Raw genomic sequence first — 17,449 nt, forward strand, 5'->3', positions numbered from 1 at the left:
AATTTCCAGCTTGACTAGAACTATTTTCATTGTCATTCCCGCACTTGATGCGGGAATAAAAGTTTAAGAAAAGTATTATCGGGTCAAGCCCGATAATGACAGTAGGTAAAAATCAAAGCTAATTAGATTCAGCAGCTCCCGGAAGTCCTATGTCTTTTCTGTAGAACATATCGGTGAATTTTATTCCGCTCATTGCTTCATAAGCGTTTTTCCATGCTTCGTCAAAAGTTGTTCCGTATGCAGAGCAGGCTAAAACTCGTCCGCCGCTAGTTACAAGTTTTGTGTCGTCCGGGCTTCGGCTTCTTCTATTTTCCATTGCTCCAGCTATAAAAACCTTTGCATTGGCTTTGCTTGCTTTTTCTTCGTCGATTGTAATATTGTATCCTTTTTTATAGGATTTTGGATAACCGCCGCTTACTGCAACTGGAGCAACCTGATAGCCTTTTTTCCATTTGAGTTTGAATTCTTTTAAAGAGCCGTCAGTTATGGATTTGCAGAGGCTTAAAAAGTCAAAGTCCATAAGCGGAAGCACTGCCTGTGTTTCAGGATCTCCAAGGCGCACATTGTATTCAAGGCATTTTGGGCCGTCTTCTGTAAGCATAAGCCCGAAGAAAATAAATCCGCGGTAATCATAATTTTCCGCTTCAAGCCCTTTTAATGTTGGTTCAAGAATATTTTTTTCAAACTGGGAAATTATTGCTGGAGTCGCATCGTCAACAGGAGCGATTGCGCCCATTCCGCCTGTGTTCGGACCTTTTGCGCCATCGAAAAGCCTTTTGTGGTCTCTTGCGCTTAAGAATGGAACTATGCAGGATTTCCCTTGCTCTGAAAATTCTTTAGTAACGCTTACAGCCGCAAGAATTGAAATTTCTGTTCCGCGAAGATATTCTTCTATTACGAGTTTTTTTCCAGCTTCACCAGCAATAGAACCATCCATAAGCTGCTCGACTGCATTTTCTGCTTCTTCTAAAGTTTTTGCTACTACAACGCCTTTTCCGGCTGCAAGTCCGTCTGCCTTTACGACAATCGGCGCGCCTTGTTCTTTTATATATGAAAATGCTTCTTCTTTTGAAGTGAAAGTTTTGCTTTTTGCGCAGGCAACGTTATATTTGTGCATGAATTCTTTTGCAAGGTCTTTACTGGCTTCAAGTTGCGCTGCCTGAAACTTTGGTCCTACAGTCGGAATTCCTGCGTTCCAAAATAAATCTGCAAGTCCTTCTGCAAGCGGATTTTCCGGCCCGATAACGGCAAGCTCGCAATTGTTTTCCTTGGCAACTTTTATATACGCGTCATTTCCTGTAATGCCGTTAAGATATTCGCATTTTGAAAAATCAATATTTCTGCATTTTTTTTCAAAGGCTGTCCCGCCGTTTCCAGGAACGCAAATTACTTCTTCAATAAGATTGCTTTGTGCCAGTTTCCATGCAATTGTATGCTCTCGTCCGCCATTTCCTACAACAATAACTTTCATAGTTGCTATGATAGTTTAAAAATCAAAAAGTTACAACATTGCAGAATTTTAGGCGGATAAGAATTCAGGCTTGTTTAAAAAGATTCAAGGCGAACTAAAAGCTGCTCAAGTTTTACTGCATAGCTTTTGTCTGCTGCCCAAGTTCCTGCAAGACCTTCTATTGTTGGCGATTTTCCGCGCGGATTTACATACTTATACCGAGTATCAATACATTCGTTGTTCAGTGGAATATCTTTTGTTGCATATGCGTGAAGATGCTGAATGTGCGCCCTTACTCCGAGTTGTTCCGTTGCAAAAGTTTCGCCTGGATGTTCTGCATCGATTGCGCCAAGTCCGCAGTAGTTGTGCATTTGCGGTGTAACAAGGTTTCCGAATCTTAAAAATCCAGTTTCTAGGCACATTTGAACAAAAGCACAGTCGCTGTTTATTCCTTCTGCGTTTGCTTCTTCAATGTAAAGAGCTGCAAGCCGTGCAACTTCTTTTTTATTTGCTGAAGGATTTGCGCTCATAAAGAAGTTATAAAGCTGTTTTTCTGATTTTATTCCCTGAGCAGAAAGATTCCTTGAAATTTCTTTGCGGCCTTTTGTTGAAACGCACGAAACTGCTGTTAGCAAAATGCAAAATATAAAAATCGGCAATTGAATTTTTTTCATGTTTACGAAATTGTTGTTCCTATGTAATTTTTTCCATCGAGGACTGCTTTTATATTCCCGATGTTTTTTCCGCCGGCGCAAATAACTTTTAAGCCAAGCTCCTGTGCTTTTTTAGAAGCGATTGGGTCGAACGGACAGTTTTTTCCTGGAACCCATTCGTCTCCTACCATTTTTCTAAAGTCGCTCCATGAAATATTATCGATTGGTTTTGCGTCAGGATTTTTGCGAGGATCATCCGTGTAAACTTTTTCGATGTTTGAAAGATTTACAACTGTGTCTGCTTCAAATCTCTCTGCAAGAAGAACAGCATCATTGTCTGTTGAAAATCCAGGTTTCCAGCCGGAAGCAACGAGAATTCTTCCTGTAAAGTCGCTTACTTTTGTAGGATCTGTTACAACATCTTGACTGCACAAAGGTCCAAAGACAGTTTTTAAAAGCTGGGCATTGAGCCGCGTTGCCATTATTCCAATCCAGTCGCAGGCATAGTTAAGTTTGTCTGAATCTTCAAATGCTGAAAGTTTCTTTTGGTTTTCATCAAATTTTGCAGAAACTGCTTTGTATGAGTTCTGATAGTTTCTTGCAGGTCCACCACCACCGGCTACAAGAATCAGACGCGCATCTTTATTTTCAGAAAGCCACGAGCAAATCATGCTGCTGAATTCAAAAAGAAAATTTTCATCTGGTTTGTCCGGCGCGATTATTGAACCGCCTACGCTTAAAACTTTTGTAGTCATTTTGTTCTCCGTATATATTTTAGTAAATTCCTTGAATAACAGGATTGTTCCATAAAGAACTATAGCTTGAAGTTTTGTCTCCGGCTTCTTCCCATAAAGATTGTAAAGCATAAGTGCGCGGCCTGTAAACAATTTTGCTGTTTAAAGACGACTGCTTTATCTGATGCCAACCTCTGCTGAATGCGATATGCTGATTGTCAAGATTTCCAAAGTAGAATTCTTTTGGGTCAGTTATTTCAATGAATGAAGAAAATGAAAGTCCATCTCCAAGCGAAACATCAACAGGCAGCCATCCGTATCCTTCAAAGTAAATCTCTGTCCACCAATGCGGACTTACATTTGATTTATCCTGCGCAAGAATTCCTGCCACTGGAACAGATGGAATTCCTGCCGCTCTGCACAAAGCTGTGTAAAGAATTGCAAAATCGTAAGCGTCTCCTTTTTTTCTGCGGATTAAATCAAGCGGCGAAATATTTCCAGTGCGGATTTTTTCAGAAACTTCATAATTTTCTGTCATAAAATTGTATATAAGTTTTGCCTGCCTGTACGGATTTTTTTCCCGTCCGATAATTGTTTCAAGAAGTGAAGAAACTGCTTTTGAATCCGAAGGAACACAAGCATCTGCGGAAGTATTTTTTGTGTACAAAATTCCGCCTTTATCTTTGTACTGCCCTAAATTTTTTGGATTTAAATTTCCTTTTATTCCGAATGTGCTTACAATAAATGTCTGGCTGAATCTTTGCTTGTTGTTTGTAATTTTGTTCAGCTGCTTGTTATGAATTATGTCAAAAGTGTCATCAACAATAAACGGCTCAGGGTAAACTTCATTCAGCTCAACAAACGGCTGAAACGAAGAAACTGCGGGCTTTGGAATGTAAAGCAAAATCGAACTTTCTTGAGAAGCAACGTGATTTGAAATATCGGCTGCAATTTGAATTACGTAAGTTCTTCTGTTTGAATATTGCTTTTTTCCGTAAGGAAAATTTACATTGATTTTTTTTGCCGCGCTTGTTCCGTGCGGAGTTTCTATGAAAACTGAGCCGCTTGAAGCTCCATCTGGAATTTTCACAGAAATTTCAGAATCTGTCCAGGCAATATAGTCAAAGTCAGTTTCGCTTGCCGGAATGAAAATGCTGTTTTTGTCTTGGTTTTCGTTTTGCTCTGAACTATGCAAAGGTGAAGTTTCGTCCCGGTTTGCGGTAAAATAAACTTTTGATTTTCCTTTTGAAGGTCCGAAATTTGTTCCGCGGATTATTATTGCTTGACCGGTAGCTGCGTTTTCTGCGGAAATAGATGAAATTACAGGAATTGAAGTTACAGGAGATACGATTGCTGCTACAGGAATCCCGTTTTCATTTGCAAAAAAAGCCGGTTCTGATTTTCCTGCTGAAGTTCCTACAATCACGAGTCCGTCCTGCGCATTTGGCGGAATTATAAATTTGATTTTTTTGTCCGACCAAAGTGAATATCCGCTTGCAGTGATTTTTGAGCCTGATATTTCTACGCTGGAAGTTCCCCTTGAATCTCCAAAGCCGCTGCCTTCTATTGTCATTTCATCACCAGGCGAGCCAATCATCGGAGTTATTGAGTCTATCACAGGCTTGCGCTTTACATTGCGGCCTAGAATTCCCAAAATAAAAATTGCGGAAACAACTATAATTATCCAGCTTATTGTTCTTGCTAGCGGAGAACTTCTAAGGAGATTCGAATAAGATTTTAAAATTGCCAATTCATTTTCCTGAGTCTAAATTTGAAAAAGGGTAGGAAACGTGAAATGCAAATCCGTTGTTTCTGTTTTGTTTCTCTGAATTTTCGCCCTGCGGATAAAAAACGTCGTAGTTTTTTAGAGAAGGAATCAGTGCGATTTTCTTGAAATTTGATCCGCCGATTATTAGAACAGGAACTGCCGAAGCTGAATTTGAAGAAACTGGCAATGTGTAAAAGTTTTTGTCCGAATTGTCGGAAGCCAAAATCGAATTCAAAACTGAAACGTCGATATTTCCGTCGGAGCTAACCTGATTCGCTGTTGACGAAATTGAAGTGCGCGCTACAGGTTGAAATGCAGAAAGTTGCCCCTCAAACGGATTCGTTTTTTTTGCGCTTGGAACAACGAATGCAAAAACTGCCGCCGCCGCAATTCCAGCTGCGAAATATTTTATGCCGCTGCTTGGCTTTGGAAATTTAAATGTGTTTTTTCCTGCCTGAGTAACTTTTTTGTAGGAAAGCCGTGCTTCAAGCCTTTGAAAACTAGAATCCAAATCTTCCTTTGAAAAATGAAAGGACTCTTTGTCTTCAGCAAAGACCGAATTAATCGCGAGGAATTTTTTTAGCTTGGCGGAGCATTTGGGGCAGGAATTTACGTGCGCTTCGTATTCTGCAACATAATTCTTAGGAAGTTCTCCGTCCGCATAGATAGAATGAATGTCATCTTCAGGACAAGTAAACATCTTCTTCTCCTATCAGTTTTAGTAATTGTGCCTTTGCCCGGAAAACCCGCACCTTTACATTCCCCTCTGTAATTCCGAGCTGGCGGCCAATCTCCTTGTAGTTCATATCGGCATATTCTTTTAGAATAAGCACTTCTTTTAAATTGTCAGGAAGCTTGTTTAAGGCTTCTAGCGCAATTTTTTTTGCTTCCTTTTTTAAAAGCTCTGTTTCGCCGCTTTCCATTTGCTGACGGCCTTCATAAAGCGCCTTGTGGTAAGCGTTTGCCTCTCTAACTTTCCGTTTTGCATAATTCAGCGAAGCGTTTTTTACAACTCTAATTAGCCAGAAAACTGCGTCATTTATAGAAGGAAAAACCATTGCTTTCTCGTTTGCCTTTATAAATGAGTCGTGAACCAAATCTTCTGCGGCTTCTTCATCTTCTACAATTTTAAACGAAACTTTGAACAAAAGTTCCATTGCAGAGTCGTATAATTTTCTAAAGTCCTTTGAATCCGCGCAATTTATCGAGCCTGATTCACTTTTATTAAAAGAAAACACAATAAGTCCTGTTTAGTTACATTTTTTCTGTTTTTTTTAGGAACGCTTCCAAACTGCTCCATTTGGAGTGTCTGTTATAACGATTCCGCGCTCTGAAAGCATATTGCGGATTTCGTCGGCTCTTGCAAAATTTTTTGCTTTTTTTGCTTCAACTCTTTCTGCCACAAGCGCGTCAATTTCCTGTGCTTCTGGATCTCCTGAATGGTCTGGAACAGAAGCTTTTTGCTCTTTTTCCTGTTCAGCAAGAAAGTCCGCGGCAGATTTTACAAGATTCAAGCCAATTACACTGTCCATTCTGCGCACAAGTTCAAGCGATTCTTCAGGCTTTAAAGAGCCGTCTTTAACTGCCTTTTGTATGCAGCTCAATGCAACTGGAGTCGAAAGGTCATTTTCCAAAGCGGCTTGGAATTTTTCCATGTATTCCTTTGCTTTTTCAGACAGATTTTCAGTTTTGCAAGCTTCGCCTTTTGTATAAACTTTGGAACAATTCAGTGAATCAGCTCCTCCTGCATTTTGCGCAAGCCGGGCAACACGCTGAACAAGGGCTGCTCTTGAATTTTTCGCTGAATCCATTGCGTCCCAGCTAAAATAAATTTGCTTGCGGTAATGTCCTCCTAAAAGGAAAAATCTGTAGTCAAGCGGATCGTAGCCTTTGTCTATTAATGACTGAAGCGTCAAAAAGTTACCGTGGGACTTTGACATTTTTTCTGCCTGACCTGATTCTGCGGCTTTTTTGTCTTTTGCAATCACAAGGAATTCATTGTGAAGCCAGTAGTTTACCCATTTGTGGCCGGTCGCGCCTTCTGACTGGGCGATTTCGTTCGTGTGGTGAATCGGGATGTGGTCGATTCCGCCCGTATGGATGTCAAAATGCTCGCCGAGGTATTTCATGCTCATTGCGGAACATTCGATGTGCCAACCCGGATAGCCTCTTCCCCAGGGAGAATCCCATGTTAAAGCCTGATTTTCAAATTTTGATTTTGTGAACCAGAGAACAAAGTCGTAGGGATTGCGCTTGTTCTGGTCAACTTCGATTCTTGCTCCAGCTTTGAGGTCGTCAAGATTCAGGTTGGCAAGTTTTCCGTAGTCGGGATAGGTCGTTACATCGTAGTAGAGGTTTCCGCCGGACATATAAGTGTGTCCGTTCGCTTCGATTCTCTTGATAAGCTCGATCATGTCCTGGACGTGTTCTGTCGCCTTGCAGACGACATCCGGCCTGATTATGTTCAGCCTGTCAATGTCATTGAAAAAAGCGTCCGTGTAGAATTTGGCGACTTCAAGAACCGACTGATGGCGTTCCTGAGCTGTCTTGAGCATTTTGTCCTCGCCCTCGTCTGCGTCTCCGGTAAGATGCCCGATGTCTGTTATGTTCATAACGTGCTTTTTGTCGTATCCGAGGAAAGTGAGCGTGCGGTCAAGCGTGTCAAGAAAAACGTAGGCGCGGAGATTTCCGATGTGCGCGTAGTTGTAGACGGTCGGTCCGCAGCCGTAAAATCCCACAAAACCTTCGTGAATCGGAACGAATTCTTCCATCTTGCGGCCCATTGTGTTGTACAGTCTCAACGCCATTTTTTTTCCTCCATTGAAAATCTTGTGCGCATTATATTAAGTGCTTGTTTTCACTATCGATTTTTTTATTTTTTTTCTATAAAATGAAATGCAATGACTAACAGAATACGCAAAATAGTTGAAAATATCAAGAACTTGTACAAAGGACGGCTTTTTCCAGATGAACCGATGAGTCTTCATACTACAATGAAAGTCGGCGGAAATGCTGAGCTTTTTGCCGAACCTAAAGATGTTTTTTCACTTGCGCTTGTTATTTCAGAATGCAAGAAAAATTCTGTGGATTTTTTTATTCTTGGCGGCGGAAGCAATTTGATTGTAAGCGATGAAGGATTTTGCGGCGTTGTTGTTTCAATGAATGCGTTTTCTTCTATTAAATTTGAAAATGGAATTGTAATTTGCGGTTCTGGAGTTGAAACTAGCCGTGCTGTGGAATTCTTTGCGCAAAATGGAATTTCTGGAATGGAATCTTTTGCGGGGCTTCCTGGAACTTGCGGCGGAGCTTGCTACATGAATGCCCGTTGCTATTCGAATGATATAAGTTCAAAAATTGAATTTGTGGAATATCTTGACTTGGAAAATTTTGATGAAAATTCCTATAAATTTCTTGAGAAACATATAAAAATGTATCATAATAATAAAGATTGTGAGCAGTGGGCTTATAAACATTCGCCGTTTATGGAAAAATCCGCTGTTATAACAAAAGTTGCCTTTAAAGCGGAAAAATGTCAGCCTGAAAAAATTGCTGAACTTAAAGCTGCGTGCGAAAGTTTTATAAAAGACAGAGAGCAAAAGGGGCATTTTAAATCTCCAAGTTCTGGAAGTGTTTTTAAAAACAACCGGAAATTTGGAGAGCCGAGCGGAAAACTTATTGATGAAGCCGGCTTAAAAGGTGTAAAAATCGGCGGGGCGCAAATAGCTCCGTGGCATGGAAATATAATTATAAACGCAGGAAACGCAACTTGCTCCGATATAAAAAAACTTGTTCGGCTTGCACAAGACAAAGTGAAAGAACGGACTGGTTTTATGCTGGAATGTGAAGTTGTTTTTGTTTAGAAGGTGGTTCGAAATTGCTTCAGCTTTCATTTGTGAATTTTAAGCAGAACTCATATATTCTTGTTGAAGGAACTTCTGCAAATGACAGATTTTTTATTATTCAAAGCGGAAGGGTAAAGTGCTTTAACGAGGTTGCGATTCCAGGAACAACTCCTGAAATTTTAGGACCGGGCGACTTTATTGGAGTAGTTTCCTGTATGTCTGGGCATGGGCAAACTAAAAATGTTGTCGCATTGACTCCTGTTGTTGCAATCATGGTTCATAAAAGCCAGTACCCAGAACTGATTATGAAAAACACGCCTGTCGCAATGAAGATTGTACGTTCCTTTGCCCGCGACATGAGAATTGTAAATGATCAGCTTACAAAGCTTACACTAAAAAATATTATTTTGGATTCTCCGGAGTCACTTTTTTCTATAGCGGAATACTACGAAAAGTCAGGCCATTACAATATAGCTTTGTACGGATATTATCAGTATTTAAAGCAGTGTCCAACAGGAATCAACATTGAAAATGCCAAGCGAAAATTCATTGCTTTGCGGCAAAGGGCAAAAGCTGTTTACTTGGAGCCGTCAAATGAAACTTTCCGTGAATATCCTGCCGACTCAATGATTTTTTCTGAATGTCAGAAAGGCGCGGATATGTTTATAATTCAGGAAGGCTCTGTAAGAATTTCAAAGGTTGTAGACGGAAACGAAGTTACTCTTGCGCTTTTAAAGAAAGGCGATATGTTTGGCGAAATGGCATTGCTTGAAAATAAACCGCGTTCTGCAAGTGCGATTGCCCATGAACCTTGCCGGCTTATGGTTGTGAATATGGCGAACTTTAATCAGATGGTAACAACCCAGCCGCAGATGATTTCAAAACTTACAATGATGTTTGCGGAACGTCTTTGGGCAATGCACCGTCAGCTTGCGAATACTCAGCTTGGCGATTTAAGGGAAAAACTTATTGACATGATTTCGCTTCAGATTGAAAAGCAAAAAGTTCCTTTTGTAAAAGGCAGCGTTTACCATTCCGGGCTTTCTTTGACAGATGTGTTTAAACTTTGTGCAATTCCGCGTGAACAGCAAGGGGAAGCTTGCCGGCAGATTCAGTATGACCAGAACATAAAAATTGTGGGCGGAAAAATCGATGTGCCCGATGTTGAAGAGCTTATAAAACAAGCTGCTTTCTATAGAAAACAGAGTTCAAAACATGCGAATTAAAAGAATTTTTATCTGTCTTTTTTTCTTGCTTTTGACTTTTCCTTTTTTTGCTGAAGATTCGCTTCCTTTTGGATACCGCGGAATACAGCTTGGAATGTCTGTAGATCAGGTAAAAGAGGCTTTAAAAAAAGATTTGAGCTTTGGCTACCGTGGCGACAGAGATGTTTCGCTTTTGCCTGGAGAAAACAGAACTTTAATAGAAACTGACACTTCAAAAAACGCTCCGTATTCGTTCCTTGATCGCTGTTGGTTTCAGTTTTACGAAGACAAACTTTACACAATTACACTGAACTTGCGCCGCTCGAAGATTGACCATTATTCTGTTTTTTCTTCATTGACTGAAAAATATGGAAATCCTTCTTCGCTTAATCCTGAAAAATCTGAATGGAAAGACGACAACGTGATTATGTCGCTGGAACGTCCGCTGACTTTAAAATACACTGACAGGAAAATTTTTGAAGAGCTTCAGTCAAAGGCTCTTGTAAATAAAAGCGCGGAAGAAATGGCTCGGGATGAATTTCTTGAAGGACTTTGATTTATGAAAAGTTTTAAGTTTTTTGCGGTTTTTGCAGCTTGCGTTTTTATTCCTGTTTTTGTTTCGTGCCAGAATAAAAAATTTAATCTTCCTATAAAGGAATTTAAAATTTTAACTTCCGCAGAAAATTCTGTTTTTGTAAAAGCTGAGATTGCCCAAAAAGAAGAAGAGCGCAACTACGGATTTATGAACCGCAAAAATATTCCAGAAGGAACAGGAATGCTTTTTGTTTTTGAAAAAGATCAGGTTTTAAGTTTCTGGATGAAAAACACGCCGCATCCGCTTTCAATTGCATATATTGATAGAACTGGAACAATTCAGAATATTTTTGACATGACGCCTTTTAGCCTTGCGCCTGTAAAAAGCACTCGTTCTGTAAGATATGCTTTGGAAGTTCCACAGGGCTGGTTTGAAAAAGTCGGAATAAAAACTGGCGATAAAATTGTTTTAGATTAAAGCGCGCTAAATTTCAGCATCAAGTTTTGCTATTTGAGATGCGGCAATCTTGTCATTTGGGTCGATTTCAAGGACAACTTCAAAATACTTTCTAGCTTCTTCATTCTGATTCATTTTTAAGCACAAACATCCAAGGTTGCTTATAATTTTTGTGTTTTCTGAATCCATTGAAAGCGCGTCTACCAAAGTTTCTTTTGCTTCTTTTAGTTCGCCTGTTTCCATTTGGCAGATTGCAAGCTCATTTAATGTGTCTGCGTTTTCGTCTCCGCCTTCGCATTCTCTTGCTTTTAAAAACGCCTGTTTTGCGTCTTCAAATCGTCCAAGCCGTCTAAGTCCCCAGCCAAGCAAAAACCATGCGTTCCAGACAACAGGATTGTCTCTTATGAATTTTCGGATTTCCTCAAGGCCTTTTTCTTCTTGACCTTCAGAAATCAGTTTGTATGCGTCTCGGAATCTGTCGTTTTCCAAATTGCGGTTTGAAATTTTATTGATAATTTCCTGTGCGCGTTCTTTTTTATAAATTCCGTTTTCGCCAAGCTCTTCGTCTTTTGCGTCTGCAACAAGTCCAAGATAGCTTTCAAAGCAGCCTTTTGCTTCTCCGTAATCGCGTTTTTTCAGGTAAAAAAAGCCTGCGTTAAAATATGCGTCTGGAATTTCTTTGTCGCTGTCCATTGCCTGTTTGTAATAGTCAAGCGCAGCTTCGTCATAAGCATCTGCGTCTTCGTTCAGGGAATTGCGCCGGTAGCTGTCTGCTTTTTGGTCAAAGAAAATCGCCATGTTCAAAATTATTGCTTTGTCTTGCGGGTCGATTCCGTTTACAGCCAGCCAAATTTCTTCTGCCAAATCCCAGTCTTCGTTGCGGGCTTTTAATATTGCGGCTTCTGCCAGCTCTTTTTTTATTCCGGGGCGGACATCTGTAATTAGCTTGCGGTAATATTCTGAATTTTCATTTTTTTTGTCGTAAGCAAGAACTGTTAAAATGCCAGAAAGAATCTGTTCTTCTGAAAGCTTTGTCGCATCTTGTTCAACCGAATCTTCTGGATTTTTTTTCTGAACAGGCAGCGGAATTTCAGGGTTGATTTTCATTGCCTTTGGGGAAAGAACTGAGCCTTCAGGCAACTTTATAAAATAGATAGAATCCAGTGAATTTGTAGAAACCATTTTTTTCCTTGCTAAAATTATATTGCTGAATTTTCAGGCTGGGCAGGAGATGCAGGCTTTGACTCATCCGCAGGCTGAACATCTTCAAGTTCTCCAGCTGTAAATTTATTGTCCAGTTCTTTGCGCTTGGTGTTTGCAATGTATTTGTTTATGTGGACTTTATATGCAAGGCTTATGGAATCTTCTGCAAATTTTATGCTTGCTGAAATAATGTCTTTTCTGCCTTCTATAAAATCTGTTCTAACAATAATTCCGCGGATTGAAATTGTCTCGTGAGGATCTTCGAATTCAAGCTGAATAAGAGCTTCCTTATTTATAAGGAATTTTGCAAGCCCAAGCAGAACAACTTTTGCGCCGCCAAACGACAAGTCTTGCAGGATGCAATGTCGCGGAACATTTTGTATGTAAATTACAATTTCCTTCTTTTGAAGTCCGAGCTTGCGCATTGATTCCTGAGTTATGAGAATGCGCTCTTCTTTTCTTCTTGCCGCATTGAAATTAGCATCAAGAATATTTCCAATCATCAGAATCAAGTCGTCCGGCGGCCTTTGCGTGTACTGAATTGTAATAATAGAAAGATCCGTGCTGTTCATGTACGGTTCGATTAAGCAGACTTTCGCCGTAACAAAAAAACTCATCAGCTGGCCGTCTGGCTGGTAAAAGCAAAATCTTAAGCTTACTGGCGGCGCGGATTTGTTTGAAAGCACTGCATAGGCTCCGCTTTTAGTCCCGAGGATTATTTTTGCCTGATTGAATGACGTTGAATTTATAATACAAGGCCATTGAAGTCCGCTGCATTTTATATAAACCTGGCGCGGATCCATTTTTAGTGTATGTATTATTTCCTTTGAAAAGGTGATTTCTGTGTCTTTGTAATTTTCGTAATAGCGGTTGATAACCTGAGCTGTAACGATTGCCATACATCAATAATAACTCATAATTCTTCTTTCAACAATAGAAAATATTAAAAAAAAGTTATGAAAGATTTTTTGCTTATAAAAAATCTCTATTGAAATTAGTTTGAAAGTTTTATATAATTTTTGAACTAATTTATATCCCTCACCGCGGCAAAAATTGGTGAGAAAATCACCATGGTGAATAGGAGTAAAAATTATGGCAACTAGAAGAAACCCTCGTTTTAAGGAATGCAGAAGACTTGGTGTAAATGTCTGCGGACACCCAAAGGCAATGAACAGAGCAAATGATCCGGCTTTTAAGAAGTCAAAGAAAACTTCTGAATACGGAAAACAGCTTTGCGAAAAACAGAAGGTAAAGGCTTACTACGGAATTCTTGAGCGCCAGCTTCGCCGTTATTACGACATCGCTTCAAGAAAAGAAGGAAAGACTGGTGAAAACCTTATCGTTGGTCTTGAAACTCGCCTTGACAACCTTGTTTACCGCATTGGTTTTGCAAATTCAATCCGCATGGCTCGTCAGGTTGTTTCTCACGGACACGTTCGTGTTGATGGCAAAAAAATCAACATTCCGTCTTTCCAGGTAAAACCAGGTCAGGTTGTAACACTTTGTGAAAAAGCCCAGAAAAATGAGCAGTTCAAGACAAGCTTCCTTAATGGAAACCGCCGTCCACTTGCTTATATTGAAGTTTCAGAAGAAGCTTTCTCTGGAAAACTTATCATGATGCCAAAGCGCGAAGAAATTCCTGTAGAAATCAATGAACAGCTTGTTGTTGAATTCTACTCTAAATAATTAGATTCCGCTTTAAAAAGAAAGTCCGCTTGTTTTTCAGGCGGATTTTTTTTGTTTAAATGTCATTTTTTAATATTCGCATACGGAGCAGAAAAGCCCGTTTTTTATTACAATTGAATAAATGAGCGTATAAAGGTAGGTTTCTTCAAGCACAGAGCCTGTTTCCCTGATTGAAATGTCGGTTGCGGAAAGAAGCGCGAGAACTGAAGATGCGGCGCCTGCTGTCCAGATTTTTGCTGCCTTTGAATATTTTTCCTGATTCCGCTTGCCTGAAAATCCTGATGACTTTAGTTCTGAGTCGGCTGGAGATTTTCCGTCTGAATGAAGCGAATGCCACAGCCGCAGCTGCCTAAAGCAATATGTAAGACCTGCGATTAATGCGATTCCGTTTGATTCTTTTGTTGCGCGGATTTTTTGAAGGATTTCCAGTGAGCTTTCAAAACGTTGCTGGGGATTTTTTGAAGTGTCTGCCATTGAGTCAAAAAGTGTAAACGCATTTTCTTCCCTGTTGTGCGAAAGGATTTTTTCAACATCAGCGGAAGTGATTTTTGCGCCTTTTTCAAAGCAAAAGAAAAATCTTGAGCATTCAGACTTGAGGCTTTCTGTGTTGTTTTCGACCATTTCAAGAATTTGCTCAACTGCATCCGGCGCAATAGAAAATCCGTTTTTTCTAAAGAAGTTTTCAACCCACTGCGGTTTTCTGTTTTCAAACATTTCCCAGAAAATTTTCTTGTGGCTGGAAGAAACTGCGCTTTCAATCTTTTTGTCTATGGAATTTTCTTCGGAAATTAAAACAAGCGTGTTTGGAGAATTTTTTGAAGCCTTTATCCAGGAAACAAGGGAATCGATGTCGCTTTTTTGCTTTATCTGCTCGGCATTTCTAAGAGTTATAAAAAGCGCCGGAGCAAAAAGGCTTGCATTTTGAAGCTGGGATACAATATCTTCAATTCTTACATCGGCGGCATAATATTTGTACTGCTCAATTCCGTTGTTTTTCTTTGAGGCTGCATCCCGTAAATTTTCTATTGCTTCGTTTTTTTCACCGGCTTCTGGACCTGTAAAAAGATAGACTTCTGCTTCTGCCATTCTAGTATGTTCTTACAAGTCCAACCATTATTCCTGCAATCTGAACGTCCCGCGTGTAAATCGGCTGGAAATCTGGATTTTCTGGCTGAAGACGAATTCTTTCTTCTTCACGGTAAAATCTTTTTAATGTGATTGCATTGTTTACAACAGCGACAACAATCTGTCCTTCTGTGGCGATTTCTGCCTGCTCGATTATTGCAAGGTCGCCGTCAAGAATTCCAGCGTTTGTCATGCTGGCGCCGCGGACGTGAAGGGCAAAGTAGCTTTTTCCCGGGCGGACAAAAGGTTCTGCGATGTTTACATAGCCGTCAAGATTTTCCTCGCAAAGAAGAGGCTTTCCTGCGGCTACAGTTCCAAGCAACGGAATTTTTGCCAAGAACGGCTTTGTTTCTCTTACAAGTCCGTCGTCTTTTAAAACACGGATTGAGCGCGATCGTTTCTGGCACTGCGAAAGATAGCCTTTTTTCTGGCAGGCGGCGATGTGGTCTTGCACGGCCCTAAGCGAAATCCCGAAGTTTTCTCCAATTTCGCGTACAGTTGGAGGATACCCGTTTTCTTCTGTAAAACGCGCAATAAATTCCAGAACTTCTTTTTGCCGGTCTGTAAGATTTTTCATCGGCTACTCCTCTTCAAATTTTGCTTCAAAAAGATTAAAGATAGCTTCGGCAGCTTCTTTTTCGTCCGAACCTTCAGCCTTTAAAGTTATATTTGTGTTATATCCAGCTGCCATTGTGATAACGCCCATTATTGACTTGGCATTCACGGTGGTCGAGTCTTTTTCTAGGATTATTTCTGATGAAAATTTGTTTGCTGTCTGGGCAATCAATGCTGCAGGCCTTGCGTGGATTCCTGCGCGGTTTCTAACTGTAAGAATTTTCTCTGTCACAGTGGCACTTCCTTTGTTTTTATTTTTTAGACTCAATAAGAGTCTTCTTTTCCATAGTAATCTCTTTGGGCGGCTCCGGTTTCTATCCAACGCAAGATATTCTGGTTGAATTCCTGCGCAGAATAATAGCCCATTGTCTTTAGCCTTTCATTCATTGCGGCGGCTTCAATTATAATTGGAAGGTTTCGTCCGGGCTTTACAGGAATTTCTATAATCGGAATTTTTACGCCCAAAAGGTCTATAAAAGCTCCCTTTGTTCCAATCCTGTCATAAACTTTTGTCTGGCTCCAAGCTTCAAGTTTTATGACCATCTGCACTTCTTTTTGCTCACGGATTGCGCCAACTCCGTAAAGCTGGGCGATGTTTATAATTCCAAGTCCGCGGATTTCCATGTGGTGGCTTATAAGCTTGTTTGCTCCTTGCCCGATAATTGAGTTTCCGTTTACGCACCTTATTTCAACAATGTCGTCTGCAACAAGACGATGCCCGCGCTCAACAAGTTCAAGCGCAGTTTCACTTTTTCCAACGCCGCTTTCTCCTATAAGAAGAATTCCAACGCCGTAAACTTCTACAAAAACTCCGTGAAGCGTTTTTCTTGGAGCAAAAATATTTGAAAAAACTCTTAAAAGCCGCTGTGAAAAATCCGTTGAAATCAAGTCAGTCTGAAGAACAGCGCATCTTGAAGATTCCGCGACTGAAAGAAAAAATTCTGAAGGTTCAATGCTGTGGCTAAAAACGATGCAGGGCATTTCATAAGTAAAGAATTTTTTTATGAGATCAAAGTTTCCTTCAGATTCAAGCTTTCTAAGATATGCGGATTCTCCTCTTCCAAAAAGCTGAACGCGCTCATAAGCAAACGATTCATAAAATCCGGAAATTGCAAGTCCCGGGCGGTTTATGTCGGAAACAGTTATTTCCCTGTAAAGACCAGACCTTCCTGCAATGCACTTCATGTTCAGCGAGTCCTGGCCTTTTAAATCCAAGTCAAGAAGGTCTAATACTGTTATCTTTTTTTCCGACATATATATAGTATACAACGATGAACAAACAAACTCAATATGGAATAGCTAATGAAAAACAAAAAAACTGAAAGTGAATGGTTTAAAAACGAAGATTTTTGGCTGAACTACGGCCCTGTTATGTTTGATGGGCAGCAGTGGGCGCAGGCGGCAGGAATTGCAAAAAGCGTAATGAATCTTGCAAATCTTTCTGAAGGGAATAGCGTGCTGGACGTTTGCTGCGGACCTGGAAGAATCAGCGTGGAACTTGCGCTTCTTGGACTGAACGTTACAGGCGTTGACATTACCCAGCCGTTTTTGGATGCTGCTTACGAAACTGCGCAGGACGAAGGACTTCAGATTGAATTTATAAACAAGGACATGAGGACTTTTTCTTCACGCAAAAAATTTGACGCCGCCGTGAACATTTACAATTCGTTTGGCTACTGCGATAAAATCAGCGACGACATAAAAATTCTAAAAAAAGTGTGCGCTTCCCTTAAAAAAGGCGGAACTTTTGTCCTTGAATGCATAAGCCGCGAGATTGCCGTAAAATATTTTACAGAAGGCGAATGGTTTGAACGAGCTGGAATGACAGTTCTTACGGAATTCAAAGTGCAGGGCGCATGGGAAGGCTTACTTTCAAAATGGATTTTGATTGGCAAGGACGGAAAACGCATTGAGCATGAATTTGTTCAGCGCCTTTATTCCGCCGCCGAGCTTCGCGACATTCTTTGCAAAGAGTGCGGATTTTCTTGCGCGCAGGTTTTTGGAGGCTTTTACGGCGAGCCTTACGACCAAAACGCCAAAACAATGGTCATTGTGGCAAAAAAATAATGTAAGGCATATAGATTCTTTGATTTTTCTGGAGAATAGAGAGTATTCTTCAATTTTTATGCAAAATTTTCAGGAATATTGAATATTCGGTCGAATTTCGAGTTATAAAA

General features: G+C 40.3%; 19 protein-coding genes. 6 read left to right on the forward strand and 13 right to left on the reverse strand.

Translation table 11 applies throughout. The annotated features are described in order from the left end of the window. Positions 1-118: 118 nt before the first annotated feature. The 7 genes from purD to cysS form a co-directional block, all read right to left on the reverse strand. Positions 119-1,471, reverse strand: coding sequence for a phosphoribosylamine--glycine ligase (gene purD / locus B3209_RS03045; RefSeq protein WP_296664022.1), 1,353 nt, complete (start codon positions 1,469-1,471; stop codon positions 119-121). A 74-nt stretch (positions 1,472-1,545) separates the two neighbouring features. Further along, complete coding sequence (locus B3209_RS03050) at positions 1,546-2,124, reverse strand: glucosaminidase domain-containing protein (protein WP_296664024.1); 579 nt, start codon at positions 2,122-2,124, stop codon at positions 1,546-1,548. A 2-nt stretch (positions 2,125-2,126) separates the two neighbouring features. Beyond that, positions 2,127-2,858, reverse strand: a complete 732-nt coding sequence (gene pyrH, locus B3209_RS03055) for a UMP kinase (protein WP_296664026.1) — start codon at positions 2,856-2,858, stop codon at positions 2,127-2,129. Between the two features lie 19 nt (positions 2,859-2,877). Then, on the reverse strand, positions 2,878-4,587 hold the full coding sequence (locus tag B3209_RS03060) for a transglutaminase domain-containing protein (protein WP_296664028.1): 1,710 nt from the start codon (positions 4,585-4,587) through the stop codon (positions 2,878-2,880). A gap of 1 nt (position 4,588) precedes the next feature. Next, positions 4,589-5,305, reverse strand: coding sequence for an anti-sigma factor family protein (locus tag B3209_RS03065; RefSeq protein ID WP_296664030.1), 717 nt, complete (start codon positions 5,303-5,305; stop codon positions 4,589-4,591). Next, the gene (locus B3209_RS03070) at positions 5,289-5,843 is read right to left on the reverse strand and encodes an RNA polymerase sigma factor (RefSeq protein WP_013702400.1); all 555 of its coding nucleotides are present in this window, start codon (positions 5,841-5,843) and stop codon (positions 5,289-5,291) included. The genes B3209_RS03065 and B3209_RS03070 overlap by 17 nt, the downstream gene beginning before the upstream one ends. A gap of 36 nt (positions 5,844-5,879) precedes the next feature. Continuing rightward, the gene (gene cysS, locus B3209_RS03075; protein ID WP_296664032.1) at positions 5,880-7,412 is read right to left on the reverse strand and encodes a cysteine--tRNA ligase; all 1,533 of its coding nucleotides are present in this window, start codon (positions 7,410-7,412) and stop codon (positions 5,880-5,882) included. Between the two features lie 93 nt (positions 7,413-7,505). On the opposite strand from cysS, the gene murB reads away from it, so the two are divergent. From murB to B3209_RS03095, 4 genes are read left to right on the forward strand one after another with little or no spacing between them, the layout of a single operon-like run. Further along, entirely contained in the window at positions 7,506-8,465 is a 960-nt protein-coding gene (murB, locus tag B3209_RS03080; RefSeq protein ID WP_296664034.1) for a UDP-N-acetylmuramate dehydrogenase, read from the forward strand. A 14-nt stretch (positions 8,466-8,479) separates the two neighbouring features. Then, entirely contained in the window at positions 8,480-9,673 is a 1,194-nt protein-coding gene (locus B3209_RS03085) for a Crp/Fnr family transcriptional regulator (RefSeq protein ID WP_296091497.1), read from the forward strand. Next, positions 9,663-10,208: a hypothetical protein gene (locus tag B3209_RS03090; RefSeq protein ID WP_296091496.1), complete on the forward strand. Its 546-nt coding sequence runs from the start codon at positions 9,663-9,665 to the stop codon at positions 10,206-10,208. The genes B3209_RS03085 and B3209_RS03090 overlap by 11 nt, the downstream gene beginning before the upstream one ends. A gap of 3 nt (positions 10,209-10,211) precedes the next feature. Continuing rightward, positions 10,212-10,664 carry a DUF192 domain-containing protein gene (locus tag B3209_RS03095; protein ID WP_296664036.1) on the forward strand — a complete coding sequence of 151 codons (453 nt, stop codon included), beginning with the start codon at positions 10,212-10,214 and terminating at the stop codon, positions 10,662-10,664. A 6-nt stretch (positions 10,665-10,670) separates the two neighbouring features. Here B3209_RS03095 and B3209_RS03100 read toward each other — a convergent pair whose 3' ends face one another. Together B3209_RS03100 and B3209_RS03105 are read right to left on the reverse strand one after the other, a co-directional pair. Then, on the reverse strand, positions 10,671-11,825 hold the full coding sequence (locus B3209_RS03100) for a tetratricopeptide repeat protein (protein ID WP_296664038.1): 1,155 nt from the start codon (positions 11,823-11,825) through the stop codon (positions 10,671-10,673). 17 nt (positions 11,826-11,842) lie between these two features. Beyond that, positions 11,843-12,745 carry a PilZ domain-containing protein gene (locus B3209_RS03105; protein WP_295796064.1) on the reverse strand — a complete coding sequence of 301 codons (903 nt, stop codon included), beginning with the start codon at positions 12,743-12,745 and terminating at the stop codon, positions 11,843-11,845. Between the two features lie 193 nt (positions 12,746-12,938). Between B3209_RS03105 and rpsD the strand changes: the two genes are divergently transcribed. Next, positions 12,939-13,532, forward strand: coding sequence for a 30S ribosomal protein S4 (rpsD, locus tag B3209_RS03110; protein WP_294015506.1), 594 nt, complete (start codon positions 12,939-12,941; stop codon positions 13,530-13,532). A 69-nt stretch (positions 13,533-13,601) separates the two neighbouring features. Here rpsD and holA read toward each other — a convergent pair whose 3' ends face one another. From holA to hprK, 4 genes are read right to left on the reverse strand one after another with little or no spacing between them, the layout of a single operon-like run. After that, the gene (holA, locus tag B3209_RS03115; protein ID WP_296664040.1) at positions 13,602-14,618 is read right to left on the reverse strand and encodes a DNA polymerase III subunit delta; all 1,017 of its coding nucleotides are present in this window, start codon (positions 14,616-14,618) and stop codon (positions 13,602-13,604) included. A 1-nt stretch (position 14,619) separates the two neighbouring features. After that, positions 14,620-15,234, reverse strand: coding sequence for a transcriptional repressor LexA (lexA, locus tag B3209_RS03120; protein WP_295796060.1), 615 nt, complete (start codon positions 15,232-15,234; stop codon positions 14,620-14,622). A 3-nt stretch (positions 15,235-15,237) separates the two neighbouring features. After that, the gene (locus B3209_RS03125) at positions 15,238-15,504 is read right to left on the reverse strand and encodes an HPr family phosphocarrier protein (RefSeq protein ID WP_276780891.1); all 267 of its coding nucleotides are present in this window, start codon (positions 15,502-15,504) and stop codon (positions 15,238-15,240) included. 32 nt (positions 15,505-15,536) lie between these two features. Beyond that, entirely contained in the window at positions 15,537-16,526 is a 990-nt protein-coding gene (hprK, locus tag B3209_RS03130) for an HPr(Ser) kinase/phosphatase (protein ID WP_295796055.1), read from the reverse strand. A 48-nt stretch (positions 16,527-16,574) separates the two neighbouring features. Here hprK and B3209_RS03135 point away from each other — a divergent pair, with 48 nt between their 5' ends. After that, positions 16,575-17,339 carry a class I SAM-dependent methyltransferase gene (locus B3209_RS03135; protein ID WP_296664042.1) on the forward strand — a complete coding sequence of 255 codons (765 nt, stop codon included), beginning with the start codon at positions 16,575-16,577 and terminating at the stop codon, positions 17,337-17,339. Positions 17,340-17,449 lie beyond the last annotated feature (110 nt).

It is taken from the genome of Treponema sp. UBA6852 (assembly GCA_002449305.1).
Lineage (GTDB): Bacteria > Spirochaetota > Spirochaetia > Treponematales > Treponemataceae > Treponema_D.